We start from the raw sequence: 18177 nt of genomic DNA on the forward strand, positions 1-18177 counted from the left end.
GGAAAATCAGGCGAAAAAAAACCACCCGATTCTGAGAATGAGTGGTTGTTTTCTGGTGTTGCGATGTCTGGTGGTGCGGGAGCCGGAATCGAAAACTGCTATGAGAATTCAGCAAATATCCAAAAATACCATCATAAATACCATCATTGGAGAAAAAGTTCTTCGTTACCATTCCATTTGGAGCGGTTGCTGGTGACTTCAGACAAATAGTTTAGTACAAAAAAGTCAAATGCTAGCACTCCCGATGAATTTTTTTGATTTTGTATTTTCTTCCCAGCAAGCATCGGCAGCGAGGGAACGCTTTCTTGAAAAGCATGGCCGAAAATTGCTGCGATTTTTTTGAGGCGGCGGCCTCTCTATTGCGGTGTCCGCTTACGCCCCGAAGCAGACATAGATCTGACGCATTCGACATATGCCACCGCAGCCGATTAAGCGTCGTGATAAACAACGCCGTATGTGTCGAACATAGCTCCAGCTAGTTCGACCATGCTTAAGCCGCTGCGCTCCCAAAAAAACAGAAAGTATTCCAACTTGTCGTAAGGTGCTTCAGCGTCCATGCCGTGCAGCGCACAAATCGTGGTTCTGATACGCAACACCTCAGGGTCATCCGACATATCGCGTCCTCGGATGGTCTCCCAAAGCCTCACCCGGACAGCTATGGCCTCGCTATCCGTTGCCGCGCCCTCAAGATATCGTTTAGCAGCCAAAACAGAAGACTGCGCGGTAACGGGTAGACATTCGATCACCCGAGCCAGGGCGTTAACCATAAAGCGTTGAGCATCACCGTGCTCTACCGGATCATCCAGATCAACGGTGGATGAAATAACATCAAAAGGATCACGGTGAGACATGCTGACTTTCTGAGTAAAGCTTTATTGGTCAATTGCCGACTGTCCGCTTCTGGCCGTTTTTAGTCGCCGGCCTTCGCTACTTGCGTATCCCGATCTGAACTCCGTCGTGCGCTTCACTTTTCAGAATCTTCACTCCGCTCGGCCACAATGGGCCTTGTTCAGGTTCTTCCCAAGTTGTCAGCCAAATGATTTCCTTGCCGTCGTGCTGGCAAGTACCAAAAGCAAACTTCATCCCGGAGTTAATCATGTTTGCAGCGAAGCCCTTTGCGTCTACCAGTGAGCCCGCCACGCCAGTATTTTGAAATACTTCTGCATTCCATATCCAAGCGATCGGCTCCCCAGAAATGTCGCAAGCACGAAACTCACAGCTTGGCATCAAGGATGCGGCCTCTTCAATTCGCAAGAGAAACGCGTTCCGTATTGCAGCAAACTGCTGACGAAAGTCGTCGCTCCCTAGTTGCGCATTAATAAAGTGCTTCATTTATTCCTATGAGATAAAAATTGCGAGGCCGTCTGCTCTTGGCCGATAACGGAAGCACTACGCGGCTCTCCAAATTGATTCGAACTCTTGATGGGAGATCGCACTGTACCCTGGCTCCGTTAAATCGAGAGGCTTTTCTGAGATTCCGCCAAATTCGTCGCTCTCATGCTCGGCACTATAGCAAAGTAGCGGACCAGAATCGTACTGTTCAATTTGTCGGGTAACCCAGCCTGCACCATCGACTTCAAAGTACCACCAGGACGTGCCCCATGCTTCGTACCTGTCGCCTCTAGTCTCGTCCCAGTGTCTTTTTACGTAACTTGGCATACTTAAATTGAGTAATGAAGGGTCATGTCAGTCGTCCGCTTCTGGCCGAAGGCCGCCGTCAGCCCTACTGCAATTATTTGCATCGTAGCCATTCATCCCAAATTTGAGAAGCGAGGTCACGATAATCGGTTATCGGCCCGGCAGTCTCGCTGTCGAACCATCTACAAAATTCCTCGTGAACTATAAGTTGCACATCGGCTTCAGATTTGGCATGCCTCAGTCGGGGAATAATTGTCCCGACCTCTGGTTCGTATTCGTCAGTGTTCGTTTCAAAATTAATACCAATTGGGTCAGCCTCGAACAGTAGCTTTGATAGCGCATCGAAGAGCTCACGATACTGTAGTCGAACAGCCTTTCTCTTCTCTATCTCGATGCTAACCATCAATACTATCCTGTTTTCCGGCTATAAAAATGACAGTCTGCTCCTGGCCGATTGCAGGCTCACAGCTCGATGAAATCAGCTGCTTCCGCATCATAAAATTTAGCGTCTAATGCTAAACATAGTGCTCGGAGTACCGACCTCTCGTCATCCCCCCATACTCCCGATACCGATATAGTTCTCGGGTCTGCATTTTCATCTTCGCTTTCAACTGCCACAGTTAAGGCCAGGCTGTCCATCGGAACCGCTCGTAAGATGCCCTCTACAATCTCAGTGACATTAGAACGTACGCCAAGCGGCTCCGGAATCCAGTTGTTCGGCACTGTATCCAGCTGCCGCGATTCTCGAAAAATCAATCCAATACTACTCATAGCTCTCTATCTCGAATTTTCAATCGAAAGGCTGCTTTTGGCCGCTTGCCGTCATTAACTAATTAAAGCCGTAGCCGACAAGCGCCCCCGAGAATAGCAAATTGCCAAACGGAAAACTACACGCATTGTCACGCCCGGGCAAATGCCTTTCCCATGCGCCAGACGATCGAATCCATGCCGAAATGCAATCGGTAACGCGGCTGCTGGGGCCGCCAGCACCGGCATGCTGATTATCTGGCGCGCCCGCTTGAGCGCTTCCGGGCTACGCCCTGCGGCACGGCCAGCCTGGGCGGTGGCGATGGGTCCGGCAGGTGCGCCATGCGCTCCAGGCAGGGCGCTGCCGCGGTTGCCACTGTTCCGCTCGATGCCTGCAGCAGCGCATAGCGTGCCGCTGGCCCTTCGGCCATGCCCGGCGCGTGGCAGGTCAATCCGGCCAGCACGCCAAATTCGGCGACCGTGATGGCGCTGCCACTGCGGAAAAGGTCGGACGCCAGGCGGGATGCCGCCTGGTGGCGCAAGGCGTCGGCGACTGGCTGGCCGGACAGTTTGATCCAGGCCTGCAAGCGGCCATGCTGCACTTCCACCACGGCGGCGCTGTGCCAGCCGCGCGCGTCCAGGCGCTGCAAGTCTGCCTCTTGCAAGCCGTCGAGCAGCAGCAGGCCATGGGGGCCTGCGGGGCGCAGGGTGACGTCGTAGCCGCGCGCATTCATGCGCTTGAGCCAGGCCAGGCTGCGCAGCAGTTCCAGTTCGCTCCACTGCCGCATCTCTTCTTTGCCGTCCCTTGCCTGCACCAGCCTGACGACGAACTGCGCGCAGCCCAGTGCCGTCATTTGTCCGCGCACGGCTTCCAGGCTGCGGTCGCGGGCCGGATCAGCGCGGCCAGCTGCCGCGCGTCCAGCACGTTCTGCAGCCTGGGGGCAGGTGCCAGACAGAGCCACAATGCGCTGGCGAGCAGCCCCGTCATCATGCCCACCAGCGCGGCCAGCAGATACTGGCGCTGCGACAGCGTACGGCTGCTGCAGTCGATTGCCTGGGCTCTCTCTCGCGCCGCCTGTTCCGCGCTGCGCCAGGCGCTCGTCGCCGCCTCGATCTGGCGCCGGAACTGTTCCCCCTGGCGCGTGCCGTCGAGGCCCAGCTGCTGCATCGTCTGGCGCGTCTCGTCCGTCAGGGCCGCCATCGCCTGCGCCAGCGGCTCCAGGGTCGCCGCCAGCTCCTCGGCGCTGGCCAGCTTCGCCTGGTGCAGCTGCGCCATGTTGTACGCCAGCGCGTCCAGCTGCGCCGTGTTCTCGGCAGTGGCCAACTGCCGCAAGGTCTCGCTCTTTGTCATAGTGGACTCCTCGTTTCGCCAGCCCCATCGGGCTGTATCCGCGTCCCAGGTCGCTGCCCTTCATCAGCACGCCATCGAGGCGGTAGGACAGGCCCGCCAGGGTGCTGTCATTGCGCTGCGTTACCGGCACCAGGGCCACGCCCGCCGCCGCCAGGCGCTGCATGAAAGCGGTGAAACTGGCGCAGCCGGTGATGGCGGCGTCGCACAGTTGCTGCAGCCGTTGCCGTGTCGAGGCGATGCCGGTGCGCAGTCCTGCCTCGATCTCGCCCCGGCTCGCCGCGCGGCGCGGCGCCTCGACGGAGGGGCGCAGCTGCTGCAGGCCGAAGTCGCGTTCGACGGCGCGCATGATGCTTTCCTGGCGCCGGTAGTCGTGGCTGTCGCTGGTCACGCCGCCATCGCAGCGGACGCGGTTGACCAGCAGGTGCACGTGCTCATGCCGGGTGTCGGCATGGCGCGTCAGCAGGTACTGGTTGTCGTCCAGGCCCATGCCCGCCAGATAGCGGCCCGCGATCTGCGTCCACTGGGTGTCGGACAGCTGCTCTCCCGGCGCGGCCGACAGCGACACGTGCAGCACCGCCTTGCCCAGGCCTGGGCGCAGCTTGCGCACGGCGCCGAATTCCTGCGCCAGTTCGCGCGGCGTGCGGCCGGTCATGTTGGTGTCGATCACGCGCGCCTGCTCCTTGCCCAGGTCATACGCCAGCACGCCGCGAAAGCCGCGTCCCTTGATGGCCTTAGCGATCATCGTCCTGCTCCTTCACGCCCAGCAGTGCCAGCCGCAGGCGGCGCGTTTCCGCGATCAGCCGCTGCAGCAGGGCGTCGGCCACGGCGACGCGGCCGCCCTCGTTGGCGAGATGGGTCAACTGATTCAGGTTGGACGCCAGGCGGGCCAGTTCCACGTAGTGTTCGCGGTTGATGGCGGCGACGGGCGGCGAGGGCAAGGCGCGCGCCAGCGCTGCGGCGCGCAGCCATTGCGCGGGACGCATCTGCATGCGGGCGGCGCGTTCCAGCAGCGCCGCATGTTCGGCGGCCGAGACGCGCACGCCGATGGTGGCGCCGCGCACGGCGGCCGGGTCGCCCTTCGGGCGGCCGCCTTGTCGCTTGCGTGGCGTGGTCTCGGCGTGCATCGATGCTCCTGGCGTGGTGGGCGAGCGCAGCGAGGATGGCCCCGCAGGGCAAGCCGGTTTGAGCGAAGCGAAAACATGGCTTGCTCCTCGCCAGCCCACGCGCCCGCGGCTCCCCGGTCTTTAATGTAGGCGCGTGCCCGCCGCTTTCCTTATGCGATATCAAACAGCGCGGGCGCTGTCGCGAAACAGGACGACGGCGGATGCGGGTGGACGCACGCCGTGTCGCCTATCGTGGCGCGGTGGCGACAGGCATGCGTCTCGCCGCACCTGTACGGGCCAGCGCCGCCGCTGGTTTTCTTTCTCCAGGCGGGCGTCGCCGTCAGGCTGGCGGCGTGGCGACGCCGTCGCGCAGGGCGTCGAGATAGTCGGCCCAGCGCTGCATCATGGCGCGGCGCGCAGGCAGGTGCGCCGTGCGGTTGTAGGCGCGCCCGTTCGGGTCGATGACGCTGTGCGCCAGCTGGTGCTCGATCAGGTCCACGCGCTCCTGCAGCACTTCGTCGAGGATGGTGCGGGCCATGGCGCGGAAACCGTGGCCGGTCATGACTTCCTTGGCATAGCCCAGGGACCGCAGTGCCGCGTTGATGGTGTTTTCGCTCATGCAGCGCTGGCCGCTGCGCAGGCCGGGAAACACGTAGCGGCCTTCACCGGTGACAGGCTGCAGCGCGCGCAGGATCGCCACGGCCTGTGTCGGCAGCGGCACCAGGTGTTCGAGCTGCATTTTCATTTTCTTGGCCGGGATGCGCCACTCGGCGGCATCGAGATGGATTTCGCTCCATTCGGCGGCGCGCAATTCGCCGGGACGCACGAACAGCATGGGCGCCAGTTTCAGCGCCGCCACCGCCGTGACATGGCCGTGGTAGCCATAAATGGCGCGCAGCAGCGGCGCGACATCGCCCGGTTCCGTCAGTGCCGGGTAGTGCGTTCTTGGCACCGGCGTCAATGCGCCTTTCAGGTCTGCCGTGACGTCGCGCTCGACGAGGTCCATCGCCACGCCGAAGCGCAGCACCTGGCCGCACAGCTGCTTGATGCGGTGCGCCGAATCGATCGCGCCGCGCGCCTCGACGCGCTGCACCACGCGCAGCACATCGCGCGGGCGGATGGTGTTGAGCGGCATCTTGCCCAGGTAGGGGATGACGTCGCCTTCGAGCCAGTTGCCGACTTTCTTTTGCGTGCTGGCGCTGCCGTTGCGCTGGATGGTGAGCAGCCACTGGCGCGCCAGCTTGTCGAAGGTATTCAAGGCAGCGCTGCGCTGCTCGGCCTTCTGCGCGCGCTTGACGCCGTTCGGATCGATCCCTTCGGCCAGCGCCTTGCGCGCGTCCTCAGCCTTGCGCCGCGCCTGGGCCAGGCTCACGCGGGGGTAGACGCCCAGGGCCAGTGTTTTTTGCTTGCCGGCATGGCGGTAATTCAACCGCCAGTACTTGCCGGTACGGGTGACCAGCAGGTACATGCCGTACAGGTCGGGATACTTGTCGCCGCTGGGCGTGCCCTTGTAGACGGCATGGCGGATAAGCAGATCGGACAGTGGCATGGCGCACTCCCTGATGGTATTTTTTTAGAGAAAATCCTAAATCCAGCAAAAAGTACCAACAAAATTCATGGCTTTGAATGTACGCCGATGGACAAATACGGACAACAAAAAACCCGCTCTCCTATGACGAAGGCGGGTTTCTGGATGTTTTTCGAGCTTTTACTGCTGTGTTCTGGTGCCGGGAGCCGGAATCGAACCGGCACGCTGTTTCCAGCGCGGGATTTTGAGTCCCGTGCGTCTACCTATTCCGCCATCCCGGCAACGCGAGACGCATTATCACTGATTTATCGTGATCCGGCAAGTTTTTTGCTTGGCAAACGGTTTAGCCCATTTATCGGGCACTATCCTTGCATGAAAAACGCCGTCCCGGGCGCGAACCGGGGACGGCGTGGTCAGGCTGCGGCGATGCTGGAATCAGTTATGCACGGAGTTCAGCTGGCGCGCGATGATGTCGTGGTTGAGCCAGACGACGGGCGCTTGCGGCTCCGACATGGCGTGGAACATCAGCGGGCCCGTGCCTTCCAGGACCAGCGAGCTCAGGTGGTCGGTGATCAGTTCCTTGCGGTCCTTGTGCAGCTTGGTGATGTCGTCCGAGGTGCCGATCATGACCTCGGCCAGCTCTGGCGTGTTGTCCATCGGCCAGGCGGCGAAGTTGCGGAATTGCACGCTGGTGGCGTCGCCGTTGTAGGCGGCGATACGGTCGAGCAAGTCTTGCAGCGAAACGCCGTCTTCCAGCAAGCCCTGGCAGATTTTCCATTGCTCTTCGGCCCAGGCTGCGCCGCCTTCTTTTTTCAGCGCGTCGAGCAGGGGGAACAGCGACAGTTCCACGCCGACGAAAATGTCGGACGAATTCGTGCGGATTTCCGGGCAATTGAAGACGGTCGCCTTGATGCCTTTTTCCCACGCAGCCTTGGCCACGTTTTCCAGGCGCATCTTGGCCAGGCCTTGCGTGTAGTTGCTGTACGTTTGCCACTGGTACTTGCCGTCGATCAAGATCTCCGTGCCGTGGTAGCCATAGGCGCTGTAGCGCACCTGGCCGCCCGTCTGCTCGATGCGGGCGCGGATGGCAGCGCTGCCGTCGATCAGGTGTTGCAGCGTGTTGGCCGTGACTTCGTCGAAGTTCATCAGGATCAGCTTGCCCAGGTCGCTGTCGAGCAGGGCGCGCGAGGACATGAAGCGCTCGCCGCGGCCTTTGTAGATGCGGTTGGCAATCGCCAGGAAGACCTTGACCTTCGGAATGCCGCCAGCCATGGTGTGGGCGAAATACACATTGCTGCCGTCAGGAATCAGACTGTCCAGTTCGGCCATGGCTTTCGCCACGGAAGCGCTGAAGCGGGCGATGCCGGCTTCGCGGCAGCGTTCGATCTGTGCCCAGTCCAGCTTGTCTTCTTGCCAGCTTTTCAGGGTCATGTCGGCCAGCAGGGCCGTCGGGGTCGGTTCGCCGGCAGGCGCGTCCAGGTCGAAACCGGCCATCAGCGGCACATTGATGATGCGGCCGCCCAGGTTGGCTTCCGCTTCGGCCAGCTCTTCCGCGTTCAGCGGGCGCAGCGCCATGTTTTCATCGCGGCGGCCCACCGTCATGCCGACGATATTCATGCCCGCCTTGCGCGCTTCGTCCAGCAAGCCATTCACATAGCCGCGGCCGAACAGCTCGCCGAACAGCACAAAGGTGTCGCCCTTGCGGAAGATATTTTTTTGCGGGATGTCTCTTAAGGACGTGATCTCGGTCATGGTATCAATTCATTCAAAAATTAGCGGGGCAGACGGCTAAACGCGCTGCCCGCTGGTTCAACATAGTGTGAAATTATGCGCCATTTCAGCGTGGAAAATCCTGTTGCGAACGATTCTCGTCTGGAATGGCATCTTCTTCTTCGTGCAGTTCTTATTCTTTCGCCATGGCGTATTTTACGCTGCCGCGGCGCACAGCGCCTGTTGGGCAGGGGCAGATAAGCCCGGCAGGCGCCGATATTACCTCAGCTTTGTCATGCTGGTCAGTAAAATTGATCTAAAACAAATCCTGCTGGCCGGACACGAGGCGCGAAAAATCATCGCCCAGGAAGGGCAATATCGCGTCGGCCACCGGCTGCAGCTGGCGCGTCAGGTAATGGTGGTAGTCGATGGGCGAGCGCTGCGTTTCCAGCGGTTCCGGCCCGGCCACCGTGATGACATAGCTGATCCAGCCGCCGTTCTGGTACTGCAGCGGCCGGCCCTGCGCCAGGTTGTAGGCGTCGGCCGTGCGCGCCGCGCGCACGTGGGGCGGCACGTTGCGCTGGTAATCGTCGAGCGGGCGGCGCAGGCGCTTGCGGTAGACCAATAAAGCATCGAATTCGCCGCGCACCGTGCGCGCCACGTAGTCGCGCACATAGTCCTGGTAGGCGTCGCGCTGGAAGATGCGCAGGTACAAGGCTTGCTGGAATTGCTGCGCCAGCGGCGTCCAGTCGCTGCGCACCGTTTCCAGGCCCTTGTAGACCATCTGCTCGCTGCCGTCGGGCTTGCCCACCAGGCCCGCGTAGCGCTTCTTGCTGCCTTCCTCCGAGCCGCGGATGGTGGGCATCAGGAAACGCCGGTAATGCGTCTCGAATTCCAGTTCCAGCGCATTTTCCAGGCCGAATTCCTCGCGCAGATGCTGGTCCCACCAGGCGTTCACATGCGTCACGAGGGCGCGGCCGATCTTGCCCGCCTCTTCATCCGTATGTGCCGTTTTCAGCCACACGAAGGTGGAATCCGTGTCGCCGTAGATGACTTGATATCCTTGTTCGGTGATCAGTTCCCGCGTGCGGTGCATGATGTCGTGGCCGCGCAGGGTGATCGACGAAGCGAGGCGCGGGTCGAAAAAGCGGCAGCCGCTGGAGCCCAGCACGCCGTAAAACGCGTTCATGATGATTTTCAAGGCTTGCGACAGCGGCGCGTTACGCTCGCGCTTGGCTATCTCGCGGCCCTGCCACACCTGTTTCACGATGGCCGGCAGGCAATGTTTCACACGCGAAAACTGCGCGCCCCGGTAGCCGGGCACGGTGTCGGCTTCATCGCCGCTGGTGCCCACCACCAGGCCGACGGGGTCGATGAGGAAAGTGCGGATGATGGACGGGTACAGGCTTTTGTAGTCGAGCACGAGCACGGAATCGTACAGGCCCGACTGTGAATCCATGACGAAGCCGCCGGGGCTGTTTTCGCCGGAAATATCGCCCAGGTTGGGCGCCACGTAACCCTGCCGGTGCATCAGCGGCAAGTACAAATGTTCGAAGGCGGCCACGGAGCCGCCGCTGCGGTCGGCCGCCAGGCCCGTCACGCTGGCCCGTTCCAGCAAGAAGGTCAGCAGCTCGGTCTTGGCGAAGATGCGCGTGACCAGCTCGCAATCCTTGAGGTTGTAGCGGGCCAGCGCCGGCTTGTCTTCGCGGAAACGCCGGTCGATCTCGGCCATGCGCTGGTAGGGATTGTCGATGGACTTGCCTTCGCCCAACAAGGTCTGTGCCACGTTTTCCAGGCTGAACGAGGAGAAATTCCACGTCGCCGATTTTAACGCTTCGATGCCGTCGATGATCAGCCGGCCCGCGGCGGCCGCAAAATAATGCTCCTGCTTGCCGCCATGTTCGCGCCATTCCATCACGGCGCCGCCCCGTCCCAGCCTCAACGGGACTTGATAACGCTCAGCATGTTGCTTGAGCACGCGCAAGTCGAACTGCACCAGGTTCCAGCCGATGATGGCGTCCGGATCGTGGCGCTCCATCCACGTGTTCAGGCGTTCGAGGATCTGTGCGCGCGAGTCGCAGTATTCGAGGTCGAAGTCGCGTTCCCCGTCGACGCCGTTTGGCGGGCCCAGCATGTAGACCTGGCGCTGGCCGCAGCCTTCCAGGGCCAGCGAATACAGCTCGCCGTGGGCCGTCGTCTCGATATCGAGCGATACCAGTTTTAATGCGGGGCGGTAGCCGGGCGCCGGTTTCAGCTGCACTTCCTGCAGTGTTTCTCCGCTGAATGTCACCGGCGCCGTAATAAAACGCTCCATCAGATAGCGCTCGGGCGGGCGGATGTCCGCTTCATACACATCGATGCCGTGCGCGCGCAGCTGCTTTTCCAGCTTCAGCAAATGCCGGTATTGCTTGCAGTACAGTCCCAGCACGGGGCGATGGTGGAAATCGCACAGCGACAGGGGACGCAGTTCCGCGTGGCGCTCGCCGCGCAGCAGCTGTTGCGCCTGTTCCTGTTGCTCCATGGGAAGGAAGGCGACGGCCGTCTGCACGGGCAGGCGCACGTGGCGGGGCCCGGCATCCGTTGCCAGCCAGAAATCGACCTCCGTGCCGGCGGGCGTGTCGCGCCAGTGGCGGGTCAGGATGAAGCCCTGTTCGGGCGGGTGCTGCGTGTTGCCTGTCATGGTGCCGTGAATGTCGGGTGTGCTGGCCTGCACATTACAGCAAGCCGGTGCAGGGCGGGGGCGGTTGCGGCTATAATTTTTGTAGTCGATGACCATAAGAAGAGCGCGTCGCGCCATTACCCTGGAGACAGCATGCAAGCAATGAGTTATGTACATGGCGCCCACGAGACGCCGTTGATCGGCGAAACGATAGGCGCTTACCTGGACGGCATCGCCGCCCGCTACGGCCAGCACGACGCCCTGATCGTGGCGCACCAGAACGTGCGCTGGACGTATCTGGAATTCCAGCAGCGCGTGCACCGCCTGGCCGCCGGCTTGCTGAAGCTGGGCTTGCAGCCGGGCGACCGGGTCGGCATCTGGTCGCAAAACTGCGCCGAATGGGTGCTGACGCAGTTTGCCACGGCGAAAGCTGGCTTGATCATGGTCAACATCAACCCCGCCTACCGGCGTTCGGAACTCGAATACGTGCTCGACAAGGTGCAATGCAGCGCGCTGATCCTGTCACCCAGCTTCAAGTCCAGCGATTACCTGGCCATCGTGCAAGACGTGGTGCCGGAAATCGCCCGTTCGCGCGCCGGCGCCCTGCAGTCGCCGCGCTTGCCGCAATTGCGCCATGTCATCCGCCTGGGCGCGGCCGCCACCCCCGGCATGCACAACTTCGATGCCTTGATGGACGGCATTACCGACGCCGACCTGGCGCACCTGGAAGAAGTGAGCGCGACCTTGCAGTTTGACGACGCCGTCAACATTCAGTTCACGTCCGGCACCACGGGCGCGCCGAAGGGTGCCACCTTGACGCATCACAATATCCTGAACAACGGTTTCTTCATCGGCGAAGCCATGCGCCTGACGCAACAGGACCGCTTGTGCATTCCCGTGCCCCTGTACCACTGCTTCGGCATGGTGCTGGGCAACCTGGCCTGCGTCACGCATGGCGCGGCCATGGTGTTTCCCGGCGAAGGTTTCGACCCGAAAGCCGTGCTGGAAACCGTGCAGGCCGAGCGCTGCACGGGGCTGCACGGCGTGCCGACCATGTTCATCGCCATCCTCGACCATCCCGACTTCAAGCAATACGACCTGTCCAGGCTGCGCACCGGCATCATGGCCGGTTCGCCGTGCCCGATGGAAGTCATGACGCGGGTCATCGAATTGATGCACATGGCGGAGATCACCATCGCGTATGGCATGACGGAAACGTCGCCCGTCAGTTTCCAGACGGCGATCGAAGACCCGCGCGAAATGCGCGTGTCGTCCATCGGCCGCGTCCATCCGCACCTGGAAGTGAAAATCGTCGATGCGGAAGGGCGCATCGTGCCGCGCGGCGAAAAGGGCGAATTGCTCACGCGCGGCTATTCCGTGATGCAGGGTTACTGGGGCGATCCTGAAAAAACCAGTGAGGCCATCGATGCGGCGCGCTGGATGCACACGGGCGACCTGGCCGTGATCGACGCCAACGGCTTTTGCAGCATCGTCGGCCGTTCGAAGGACATGGTCATCCGCGGCGGCGAAAACATCTATCCGCGCGAAGTCGAGGAATTCCTGTACCGCCACCCCAGCGTGCTCGACGTGCAATGCGTGGGCGTGCCGGATGCCAAGTATGGTGAAGAGTTATGCGCCTGCATCATCTTGCGTCCGGGAACGCAGGCCACCAGCGACGACATCCGCGCCTTTTGCGATGGGCAGATCGCCTATTACAAGATTCCCCGCTATGTGCGCTTCGTCGAGGAATTCCCCATGACGGTGACGGGCAAGATCCAGAAATACCTGCTGCGCAAGCAGGTGGCGACGGATCTGGGGCTGAGCGGGGACTAAGTCTTTCGCCAGCGCATAAAAAACACCGGGACGCTCGCGCGGCCCGGTGTTTTTTATGGATTCAGCGTAAAGCTCAGGCCATCGCGGCTTGCGGTGCGCGCGCTGGCGTGCGGCGGCGCACGAAGGCCAGCAAGCCCAGGCCGGCCAGCAGCATGGCGTAGGTGCCTGGTTCCGGCACGGCCGAGACGTTCACCGTGTTGAAGCCGGCGCCGTTCATCGAGACGTGGCCATAATTGATCGAGCTGACCGAATTGGCGACCAGGGTGCCGTTCATGCTGCCCGAACCGGAAAACGCGCTGTTCGGCGCCAGGATGCTGCCGTTGATGCCAACGTTGTTCAGGCTGGTGGTGGTGGCATTGGCGAAGTTCAGCAGCGTACGGTCGGCAAAGCTGCCGAAATTGTCGAAGCCGCCGCTCATGGTGATGTTGGTGGCGGTGCCGTTGATGATGATGCTGGCCGTGCTTTTCAGCGACGAGACGTCCAGGCTCAGGTTATGCAGGTCGTTTGCATTGATCGTGAAGACGTTGACGTCGGCGTTGATGTCGCCTACCAGCTTGAAGCCGCCGTATTGCGAAATCACGGTGCCGTTCGATTGCAGCTTGGCCACATCGCCCGACAGGGTCGTCAGTTGCTGCTGGGCAGCTGCAAAGTCCAGGGTGGAAGCATTGCCCTTGCTGAAGGTGCCCGTTGGGTACCACGATGGGGCCGTCACGGTGCCGTTGGCATTGCTCACGCCATATACGCCCGTACCGTTGATGCTGCCGCCGCCGATGTTCAGGTTGTTACCTGCGACCAGTGTGTTGGCGGCGCTGCCCGGCTTCTTGTTCGTGCCGACGCTGTAGCCTTCCAGATAGATATTGCCGCCGGCGGCCAGGCTGCCGCTGACGCTGGTAAAGCCGCTGGCGTTGCTGCTGCCGATGTTGCCGAAGATGAAGGCCGAGTAGCCGTTGGCGACGCCGAGGTCAATCACGGTGGCCTGGGCCGAGGCGCTGAAGGAGAAGGCGAACAGGGCGGCGCTGATGAGCGGCAAGGTACGTGTGGCAAATTTTTTCATGGACAGCCTTATGGTGAATTGGGGGACGAATAGGGCGGGAAAGCAAGACACCGCCATCGCGCAAGCCATCATTATAATATAAAAAGCAATTCTAGTTCAATTTAGGTAATTAACTATATTTAAAAGCAACACTTTTGCTGTCGGCAGTGTTTGGCTTGCGGACATAAAAAAACCGGGCCAGGCCCGGTTTTTTTGCTGCTTACCTGACGCGCTGGTACAGGCGGAAGCGTTCCACGTCATCCGTGGGGCGGCGCCCTTCCCACAGCTTGATCCAGTCCGCGCCGTGGTGCTCGGGCAATTGTTCCTTGCTGTCGGGAACCTTGATGCTGTCTTGCAACAGGAACACATCGCATTCCTGCTGCCCCACGCTGGCAAACGGCAAGTGGCCGAAGTAGGCGAACGAGGCGCGCTGGGCAGCGCCGACGTTGCTGTTGATGCACTTGCTGCCTGGCGGCAGGTGGACGGAAATCTGGTGCGCCACGCTGGCGTAGCTCTTGCTGTAGTTCAGCGGCGGCAGGAACAGGGTCATGATCAGCACCCAGATCAGGATCAGGCCGCCGGACGACAGCACCACGGCGCGCCACAGCACGGCCGGCTGGCGCGAGATGCGCCAGTGCACCAGCGCCACCCAGCCCGCGCTGGCGCAGGCGGCCACGAAAAAGGCCAGCAAGTCCAGCTCGGGCTTGAAGCCTGGCATGAGTTTCAGGGCGTTGTGCGCCAGTTTTGGCGGCCAGCCGGTCAGGATGGCAAACCAGAACAGCCACAGCGCGAGGGCGCAGATGGTCAGCACCATTACGGAGAACCAGTCGATGGCGTTGATGGCGCCCCGCTTCATGGTCAGCAAGCCAAACGCGGCCATGACGGCCAGCGGCGGCAGCAGGGGCAGCAACTGGCTCGGGTCGGGATCGGGATGGCACAGGCCCAATATTGCCAACATAGCAACAAAAGTCAGCGGCACGACGATGTGCAGCACGTGGTGCTGGCGGCGCCAGGCGTACACGGCCCAGGCGGCGAAAGGCCATGCGGGCCAGAAGAACCAGATGCCGACACGCAAGAAATACTGCACGCTTTTCAGACTCGGAGCGCTGAACTGGCGGCAATTCCACTCCATCCAGGCGTGCAGCGGCGAATGGCCGTACGGCAGCAGCCATTCGCCCGGCAGCAGCCAGACGAGGGTCAGCGCGATGCCGATCAGGATGGCCAGCGCCAGGTGGCGTATGCTGCGCAGCAACGGCAGGCGCAGGAAGATAGTGCACAGCAGCAAGGCGATGCTCAGCGCCGCCGGTGTGATCCAGCCGCGCGCCAGGGTCAGGCCGCCCATCGCCAGGCCCAGCAGGGCCGCATTGCGCACGGACGGGCCTTCCATGTAGCGCACGGCGCGGTACAGCAAGTAGGCCATCAGGGACACGTACAGCGCTTCGGCCGTGATGTCGTGGCTGTGCTGCAGCAGGCCCAGGCAACCCAGGTAGATGAGCACGGCGGCATCGGCCAGGGTGCGGCCGAAGTCGTCCGGCTCGGGCTGGCCGCCAAAGGCCAGGCGCAGCGGCTGGGCATCGCTGCGGCGTCCCAGGTTGAAGGCGGTGTACCAGACGGACAGGGTGCTGACGACGAAGATGCCGATGGTCGACATGCGCGCGCCAAAGACGTCGCCGTCGACCCAGCCGAACAGCTTGATGAAAATGGCGCCCAGCCAGAAGGCCAGCGGGCCTTCATCGGGCAGCGACAGGCCGGCCACGTTGGGCCACAGCCAGTCGTTCAGGCCGCCATGCGCCATGGTCCACATGATGCCGAAACTGGCGGCATCATCGTTCTTCCACGGTTCGCGGCCAATCAGGCCAGGCAGGATGTACAGCAGGCCAAGCGCAAACAAGGCCCATCGTGGCAGCGCGAGTGTGGCGGCGGCGGGAAGGCGGACTGGCTTCATCGATAATCGGTATCAGAATAGTGGCAAGACGCGACGAATGGCGTCGGGTATGCGCGAGTATAAAGTAAAGCGGCCAAAGACAAAAAAGGCAGCCGTAGCTGCCTTTTCTCTGGTAGCCGAAGCTGCCCTTTTTTGCCGCAAAGCGGCAAAAATTAGCCTGCTGCGACTGCGGTTTTCGAACCAACCGAACCGAACTTCTGACGGAACTTCTCGACGCGACCGGCGGTATCGACGATTTTGTGCTTGCCCGTGAAGAATGGGTGCGATTCAGCCGAAACCTCGATCTTCACCAGTGGGTATTCTTTACCGTCGTGGGTGATTTTTTCGCGGGTTTGGATGGTCGAGCGGGTAACGAATTTGAAATCGCACGACAGATCGTGGAAAACAACTTCGCGGTATTCTGGATGGGTATCGACTTTCATGGTCTTCTCTCTAGTTTGGTAGCCAAACAGCACTTCGTCGGTCGTCCTGCTTCTTGACCCGATTGCCGATCACTTGCCAGGGTTTAAAATAATGCAACCGTCGATTATATAGCGCTTTCCGGCGGACGGCAATAAAAAAGCCGCTCGATGAGCGGCTTGGGCCGGTAGTGCACGGATATGTGCCACCGAGGGGAGGGAAACCGTAGCGAGCAGGCCCGATATACGGCCGAGTAGCGCAGCTGTACGAAGGTACAGCGAGCAACACAGGCCGTAGAGCGGGACGCGCAGTAGGTTTACCCCCCTCGGCGCATCATGTCGAAGAATTCGGCGTTGTTTTTCGTCGCTTTCATCTTGTCCAGAATGAACTCCATCGCCTCGATCTCGTCCATCGAGTACAGCAACTTGCGCAAAATCCAGATTTTTTGCAATTCGTTCGGCTTGATCAGCAATTCTTCGCGGCGGGTACCCGATTTGTTCAGGTTAATTGCCGGATAGACACGTTTTTCAGCCAAACGGCGTTCCAGATGCACTTCCATGTTGCCGGTACCCTTGAATTCTTCAAAGATCACGTCATCCATGCGCGAACCCGTTTCGATCAGCGCCGTGGCGATGATGGTCAGCGAGCCGCCTTCTTCGATATTGCGCGCGGCGCCGAAGAAGCGTTTTGGACGTTGCAGCGCATTCGCGTCGACACCACCGGTCAGGACCTTGCCCGAGGCAGGGATCACGGTGTTGTAGGCGCGTGCCAGGCGGGTGATCGAGTCCAGCAGGATCACGACGTCTTTTTTCATTTCGACCAGGCGCTTGGCTTTTTCCAGCACCATCTCGGCCACTTGCACGTGGCGCGTGGCCGGCTCGTCGAAGGTCGAGGCGACGACTTCGCCGCGTACCGAACGTTGCATTTCGGTAACTTCTTCCGGACGTTCGTCGATCAGCAGCACGATCAGGGTGATGTCCGGGTGGTTGGCCGTGATCGCATGGGCGATGTGCTGCAGGATCACGGATTTACCGGATTTCGGCGACGCCACCAGCAAGCCGCGCTGGCCTTTGCCGATCGGGGCGATCAGGTCGATGATGCGGCCGGTGATGTTTTCCTGGCCATTCATTTCACGTTCCAGGCGCAGCGGCTCGTTCGGGTGCAGCGGCGTCAGGTTTTCAAACAGGATGCGGTGTTTCGACATCTCCGGCGATTCGCCGTTGACCTTGTCGACTTTGACCAATGCGAAATAGCGTTCGCCATCTTTCGGGGTCCGTACCTCGCCTTCGATCGAATCGCCGGTGTGCAGATTGAAGCGGCGGATTTGCGAAGGGGAGATGTAAATGTCGTCGGTGGACGCCATGTAGCTGGCGTCGGGCGAGCGCAGGAAGCCGAAGCCGTCAGGCAGCACTTCCAGGGCGCCGTCGCCAAAAATCTGTTCGCCGGACTTGGCGCGTTTTTTCAGGATAGCGAACATCAGCTCCTGTTTGCGCAAGCGGGCTGCGTTGTCAATGTCAAGACCGATCGCCATCTCAAGCAGGGCGGATACGTGTAGGGCCTTTAGTTCGGATAAATGCATATGTGTTGAGTGTCCCGAGACGGGATGTAAAGGTAGGGGAGGGGACTGCGTGGCGTTGATTAATTATTGGGGAAGGCTGTGCACGAATGAGGGCAAAGCCGCTTCCCGGTCGTTCCAGTCAGGCGGCGCTGCGGGCGCAGCGCTGCCCATCATACATTAAATGTTGCTGTCGACGAAAGCGGTCAACTGGCCCTTGGCCATGGCGCCCACTTTTTGAGCAGCTGCAACACCATCCTTGAACAGGATCAGGGTCGGGATGCCGCGGATGCCGAACTTGGCAGGCACTGCCTGGTTCGCGTCCACGTCCATCTTGGCGATCTGGATGCGGCCGGCGTATTCCTTAGCCACTTCTTCCAGGATCGGGGCGATGGCCTTGCAGGGACCGCACCATTCTGCCCAGAAGTCGACCAGGACTGGCAAATCGGATTTCAGGACGTCTGCTTCAAAAGATGCATCGCTAATGTGTTTGATATTTTCGCTCATATTTTCCTCAAATGAGGGTGGGATCAATAATGCCTGGAATTAACCATACGCTGGTTCGCCATCCATGCTTCCTGGAATGCAGTTAGAAGATGGGGACAATGGGCACGACTTCAATGTCTTGGAAGGTGCGACCAGAGGTATGCAGGCGGGGATGGCTGAAATAATAACC

At 60.7% G+C, this 18177-nt stretch carries 15 protein-coding genes, 1 tRNA gene and 1 pseudogene; 1 reads left to right on the forward strand and 16 read right to left on the reverse strand.

The window, feature by feature from the left end:
* Positions 1-428: 428 nt before the first annotated feature.
* The 11 genes and pseudogenes from O3301_RS20515 to O3301_RS20555 all read right to left on the reverse strand — a co-directional run bounded on the left by O3301_RS20515 (position 429) and on the right by O3301_RS20555 (position 10757).
* On the reverse strand, positions 429-851 hold the full coding sequence (locus O3301_RS20515; RefSeq protein ID WP_099667459.1) for a hypothetical protein: 423 nt from the start codon (positions 849-851) through the stop codon (positions 429-431).
* Between the two features lie 76 nt (positions 852-927).
* Positions 928-1332 carry a hypothetical protein gene (locus O3301_RS20520; RefSeq protein ID WP_305057339.1) on the reverse strand — a complete coding sequence of 135 codons (405 nt, stop codon included), beginning with the start codon at positions 1330-1332 and terminating at the stop codon, positions 928-930.
* Positions 1333-1732: 400 nt separating this feature from the next.
* Positions 1733-2041, reverse strand: a complete 309-nt coding sequence (locus tag O3301_RS20525; RefSeq protein ID WP_305057340.1) for a hypothetical protein — start codon at positions 2039-2041, stop codon at positions 1733-1735.
* Positions 2042-2639: 598 nt separating this feature from the next.
* Positions 2640-3239 carry a DNA-primase RepB domain-containing protein gene (locus O3301_RS28600; protein ID WP_369812220.1) on the reverse strand — a complete coding sequence of 200 codons (600 nt, stop codon included), beginning with the start codon at positions 3237-3239 and terminating at the stop codon, positions 2640-2642.
* Positions 3236-3736 carry an IncQ-type mobilization protein MobB gene (locus O3301_RS28605; RefSeq protein WP_369812221.1) on the reverse strand — a complete coding sequence of 167 codons (501 nt, stop codon included), beginning with the start codon at positions 3734-3736 and terminating at the stop codon, positions 3236-3238. The genes O3301_RS28600 and O3301_RS28605 overlap by 4 nt, the downstream gene beginning before the upstream one ends.
* 22 nt (positions 3737-3758) lie before the next feature.
* A pseudogene (locus tag O3301_RS28610) lies at positions 3759-4478 on the reverse strand (relaxase/mobilization nuclease domain-containing protein); the annotation flags it as partial.
* Positions 4468-4860 (reverse strand): plasmid mobilization relaxosome protein MobC, encoded by a 393-nt coding sequence (gene mobC, locus O3301_RS20535; RefSeq protein WP_152257874.1) that lies wholly within the window; start codon positions 4858-4860, stop codon positions 4468-4470. The gene mobC and the pseudogene O3301_RS28610, both read right to left, overlap by 11 nt.
* Before the next feature lie 319 nt (positions 4861-5179).
* The gene (locus tag O3301_RS20540) at positions 5180-6388 is read right to left on the reverse strand and encodes an integrase arm-type DNA-binding domain-containing protein (protein ID WP_305057342.1); all 1209 of its coding nucleotides are present in this window, start codon (positions 6386-6388) and stop codon (positions 5180-5182) included.
* A 173-nt stretch (positions 6389-6561) separates the two neighbouring features.
* Positions 6562-6648: transfer RNA gene (locus O3301_RS20545), tRNA-Leu, on the reverse strand.
* Between the two features lie 154 nt (positions 6649-6802).
* Positions 6803-8119: a hypothetical protein gene (locus O3301_RS20550; RefSeq protein ID WP_152282894.1), complete on the reverse strand. Its 1317-nt coding sequence runs from the start codon at positions 8117-8119 to the stop codon at positions 6803-6805.
* A 274-nt stretch (positions 8120-8393) separates the two neighbouring features.
* Complete coding sequence (locus O3301_RS20555; RefSeq protein WP_305057343.1) at positions 8394-10757, reverse strand: DNA polymerase II; 2364 nt, start codon at positions 10755-10757, stop codon at positions 8394-8396.
* A 132-nt stretch (positions 10758-10889) separates the two neighbouring features.
* On the opposite strand from O3301_RS20555, the gene O3301_RS20560 reads away from it, so the two are divergent.
* Entirely contained in the window at positions 10890-12569 is a 1680-nt protein-coding gene (locus O3301_RS20560) for an AMP-binding protein (RefSeq protein ID WP_305057344.1), read from the forward strand.
* A 73-nt stretch (positions 12570-12642) separates the two neighbouring features.
* On the opposite strand, the gene O3301_RS20565 is transcribed toward O3301_RS20560, so the two are convergent.
* The 5 genes from O3301_RS20565 to trxA form a co-directional block, all read right to left on the reverse strand.
* Complete coding sequence (locus O3301_RS20565; RefSeq protein ID WP_251350165.1) at positions 12643-13623, reverse strand: choice-of-anchor A family protein; 981 nt, start codon at positions 13621-13623, stop codon at positions 12643-12645.
* A gap of 199 nt (positions 13624-13822) precedes the next feature.
* The gene (locus tag O3301_RS20570) at positions 13823-15547 is read right to left on the reverse strand and encodes a glycosyltransferase family 39 protein (RefSeq protein WP_305057345.1); all 1725 of its coding nucleotides are present in this window, start codon (positions 15545-15547) and stop codon (positions 13823-13825) included.
* 152 nt (positions 15548-15699) lie between these two features.
* Positions 15700-15969: a type B 50S ribosomal protein L31 gene (locus O3301_RS20575; RefSeq protein WP_034746247.1), complete on the reverse strand. Its 270-nt coding sequence runs from the start codon at positions 15967-15969 to the stop codon at positions 15700-15702.
* A gap of 293 nt (positions 15970-16262) precedes the next feature.
* Positions 16263-17525 (reverse strand): transcription termination factor Rho, encoded by a 1263-nt coding sequence (gene rho, locus O3301_RS20580; RefSeq protein ID WP_034746249.1) that lies wholly within the window; start codon positions 17523-17525, stop codon positions 16263-16265.
* A gap of 156 nt (positions 17526-17681) precedes the next feature.
* Positions 17682-18008 carry a thioredoxin TrxA gene (gene trxA, locus O3301_RS20585; protein ID WP_077408631.1) on the reverse strand — a complete coding sequence of 109 codons (327 nt, stop codon included), beginning with the start codon at positions 18006-18008 and terminating at the stop codon, positions 17682-17684.
* Between the last annotated feature and the right edge of the window lie 169 nt (positions 18009-18177).

It is taken from the genome of Janthinobacterium sp. SUN211, from assembly GCF_030587315.1.
Classification (GTDB): Bacteria; Pseudomonadota; Gammaproteobacteria; order Burkholderiales; family Burkholderiaceae_D; genus Janthinobacterium; species Janthinobacterium kumbetense.

Coding starts and splice junctions, on each gene's coding strand:
- O3301_RS20515 (WP_099667459.1), bottom strand. CDS start 851: ATGTCTCACCGTGATCCTTTTGATGTTATTTCATCCACCGTTGATCTG.
- O3301_RS20520 (WP_305057339.1), bottom strand. CDS start 1,332: ATGAAGCACTTTATTAATGCGCAACTAGGGAGCGACGACTTTCGTCAG.
- O3301_RS20525 (WP_305057340.1), bottom strand. CDS start 2,041: ATGGTTAGCATCGAGATAGAGAAGAGAAAGGCTGTTCGACTACAGTAT.
- O3301_RS28600 (WP_369812220.1), bottom strand. CDS start 3,239: ATGACGGCACTGGGCTGCGCGCAGTTCGTCGTCAGGCTGGTGCAGGCA.
- O3301_RS28605 (WP_369812221.1), bottom strand. CDS start 3,736: ATGACAAAGAGCGAGACCTTGCGGCAGTTGGCCACTGCCGAGAACACG.
- mobC (WP_152257874.1), bottom strand. CDS start 4,860: ATGCACGCCGAGACCACGCCACGCAAGCGACAAGGCGGCCGCCCGAAG.
- O3301_RS20540 (WP_305057342.1), bottom strand. CDS start 6,388: ATGCCACTGTCCGATCTGCTTATCCGCCATGCCGTCTACAAGGGCACG.
- O3301_RS20550 (WP_152282894.1), bottom strand. CDS start 8,119: ATGACCGAGATCACGTCCTTAAGAGACATCCCGCAAAAAAATATCTTC.
- O3301_RS20555 (WP_305057343.1), bottom strand. CDS start 10,757: ATGACAGGCAACACGCAGCACCCGCCCGAACAGGGCTTCATCCTGACC.
- O3301_RS20560 (WP_305057344.1), top strand. CDS start 10,890: ATGCAAGCAATGAGTTATGTACATGGCGCCCACGAGACGCCGTTGATC.
- O3301_RS20565 (WP_251350165.1), bottom strand. CDS start 13,623: ATGAAAAAATTTGCCACACGTACCTTGCCGCTCATCAGCGCCGCCCTG.
- O3301_RS20570 (WP_305057345.1), bottom strand. CDS start 15,547: ATGAAGCCAGTCCGCCTTCCCGCCGCCGCCACACTCGCGCTGCCACGA.
- O3301_RS20575 (WP_034746247.1), bottom strand. CDS start 15,969: ATGAAAGTCGATACCCATCCAGAATACCGCGAAGTTGTTTTCCACGAT.
- rho (WP_034746249.1), bottom strand. CDS start 17,525: ATGCATTTATCCGAACTAAAGGCCCTACACGTATCCGCCCTGCTTGAG.
- trxA (WP_077408631.1), bottom strand. CDS start 18,008: ATGAGCGAAAATATCAAACACATTAGCGATGCATCTTTTGAAGCAGAC.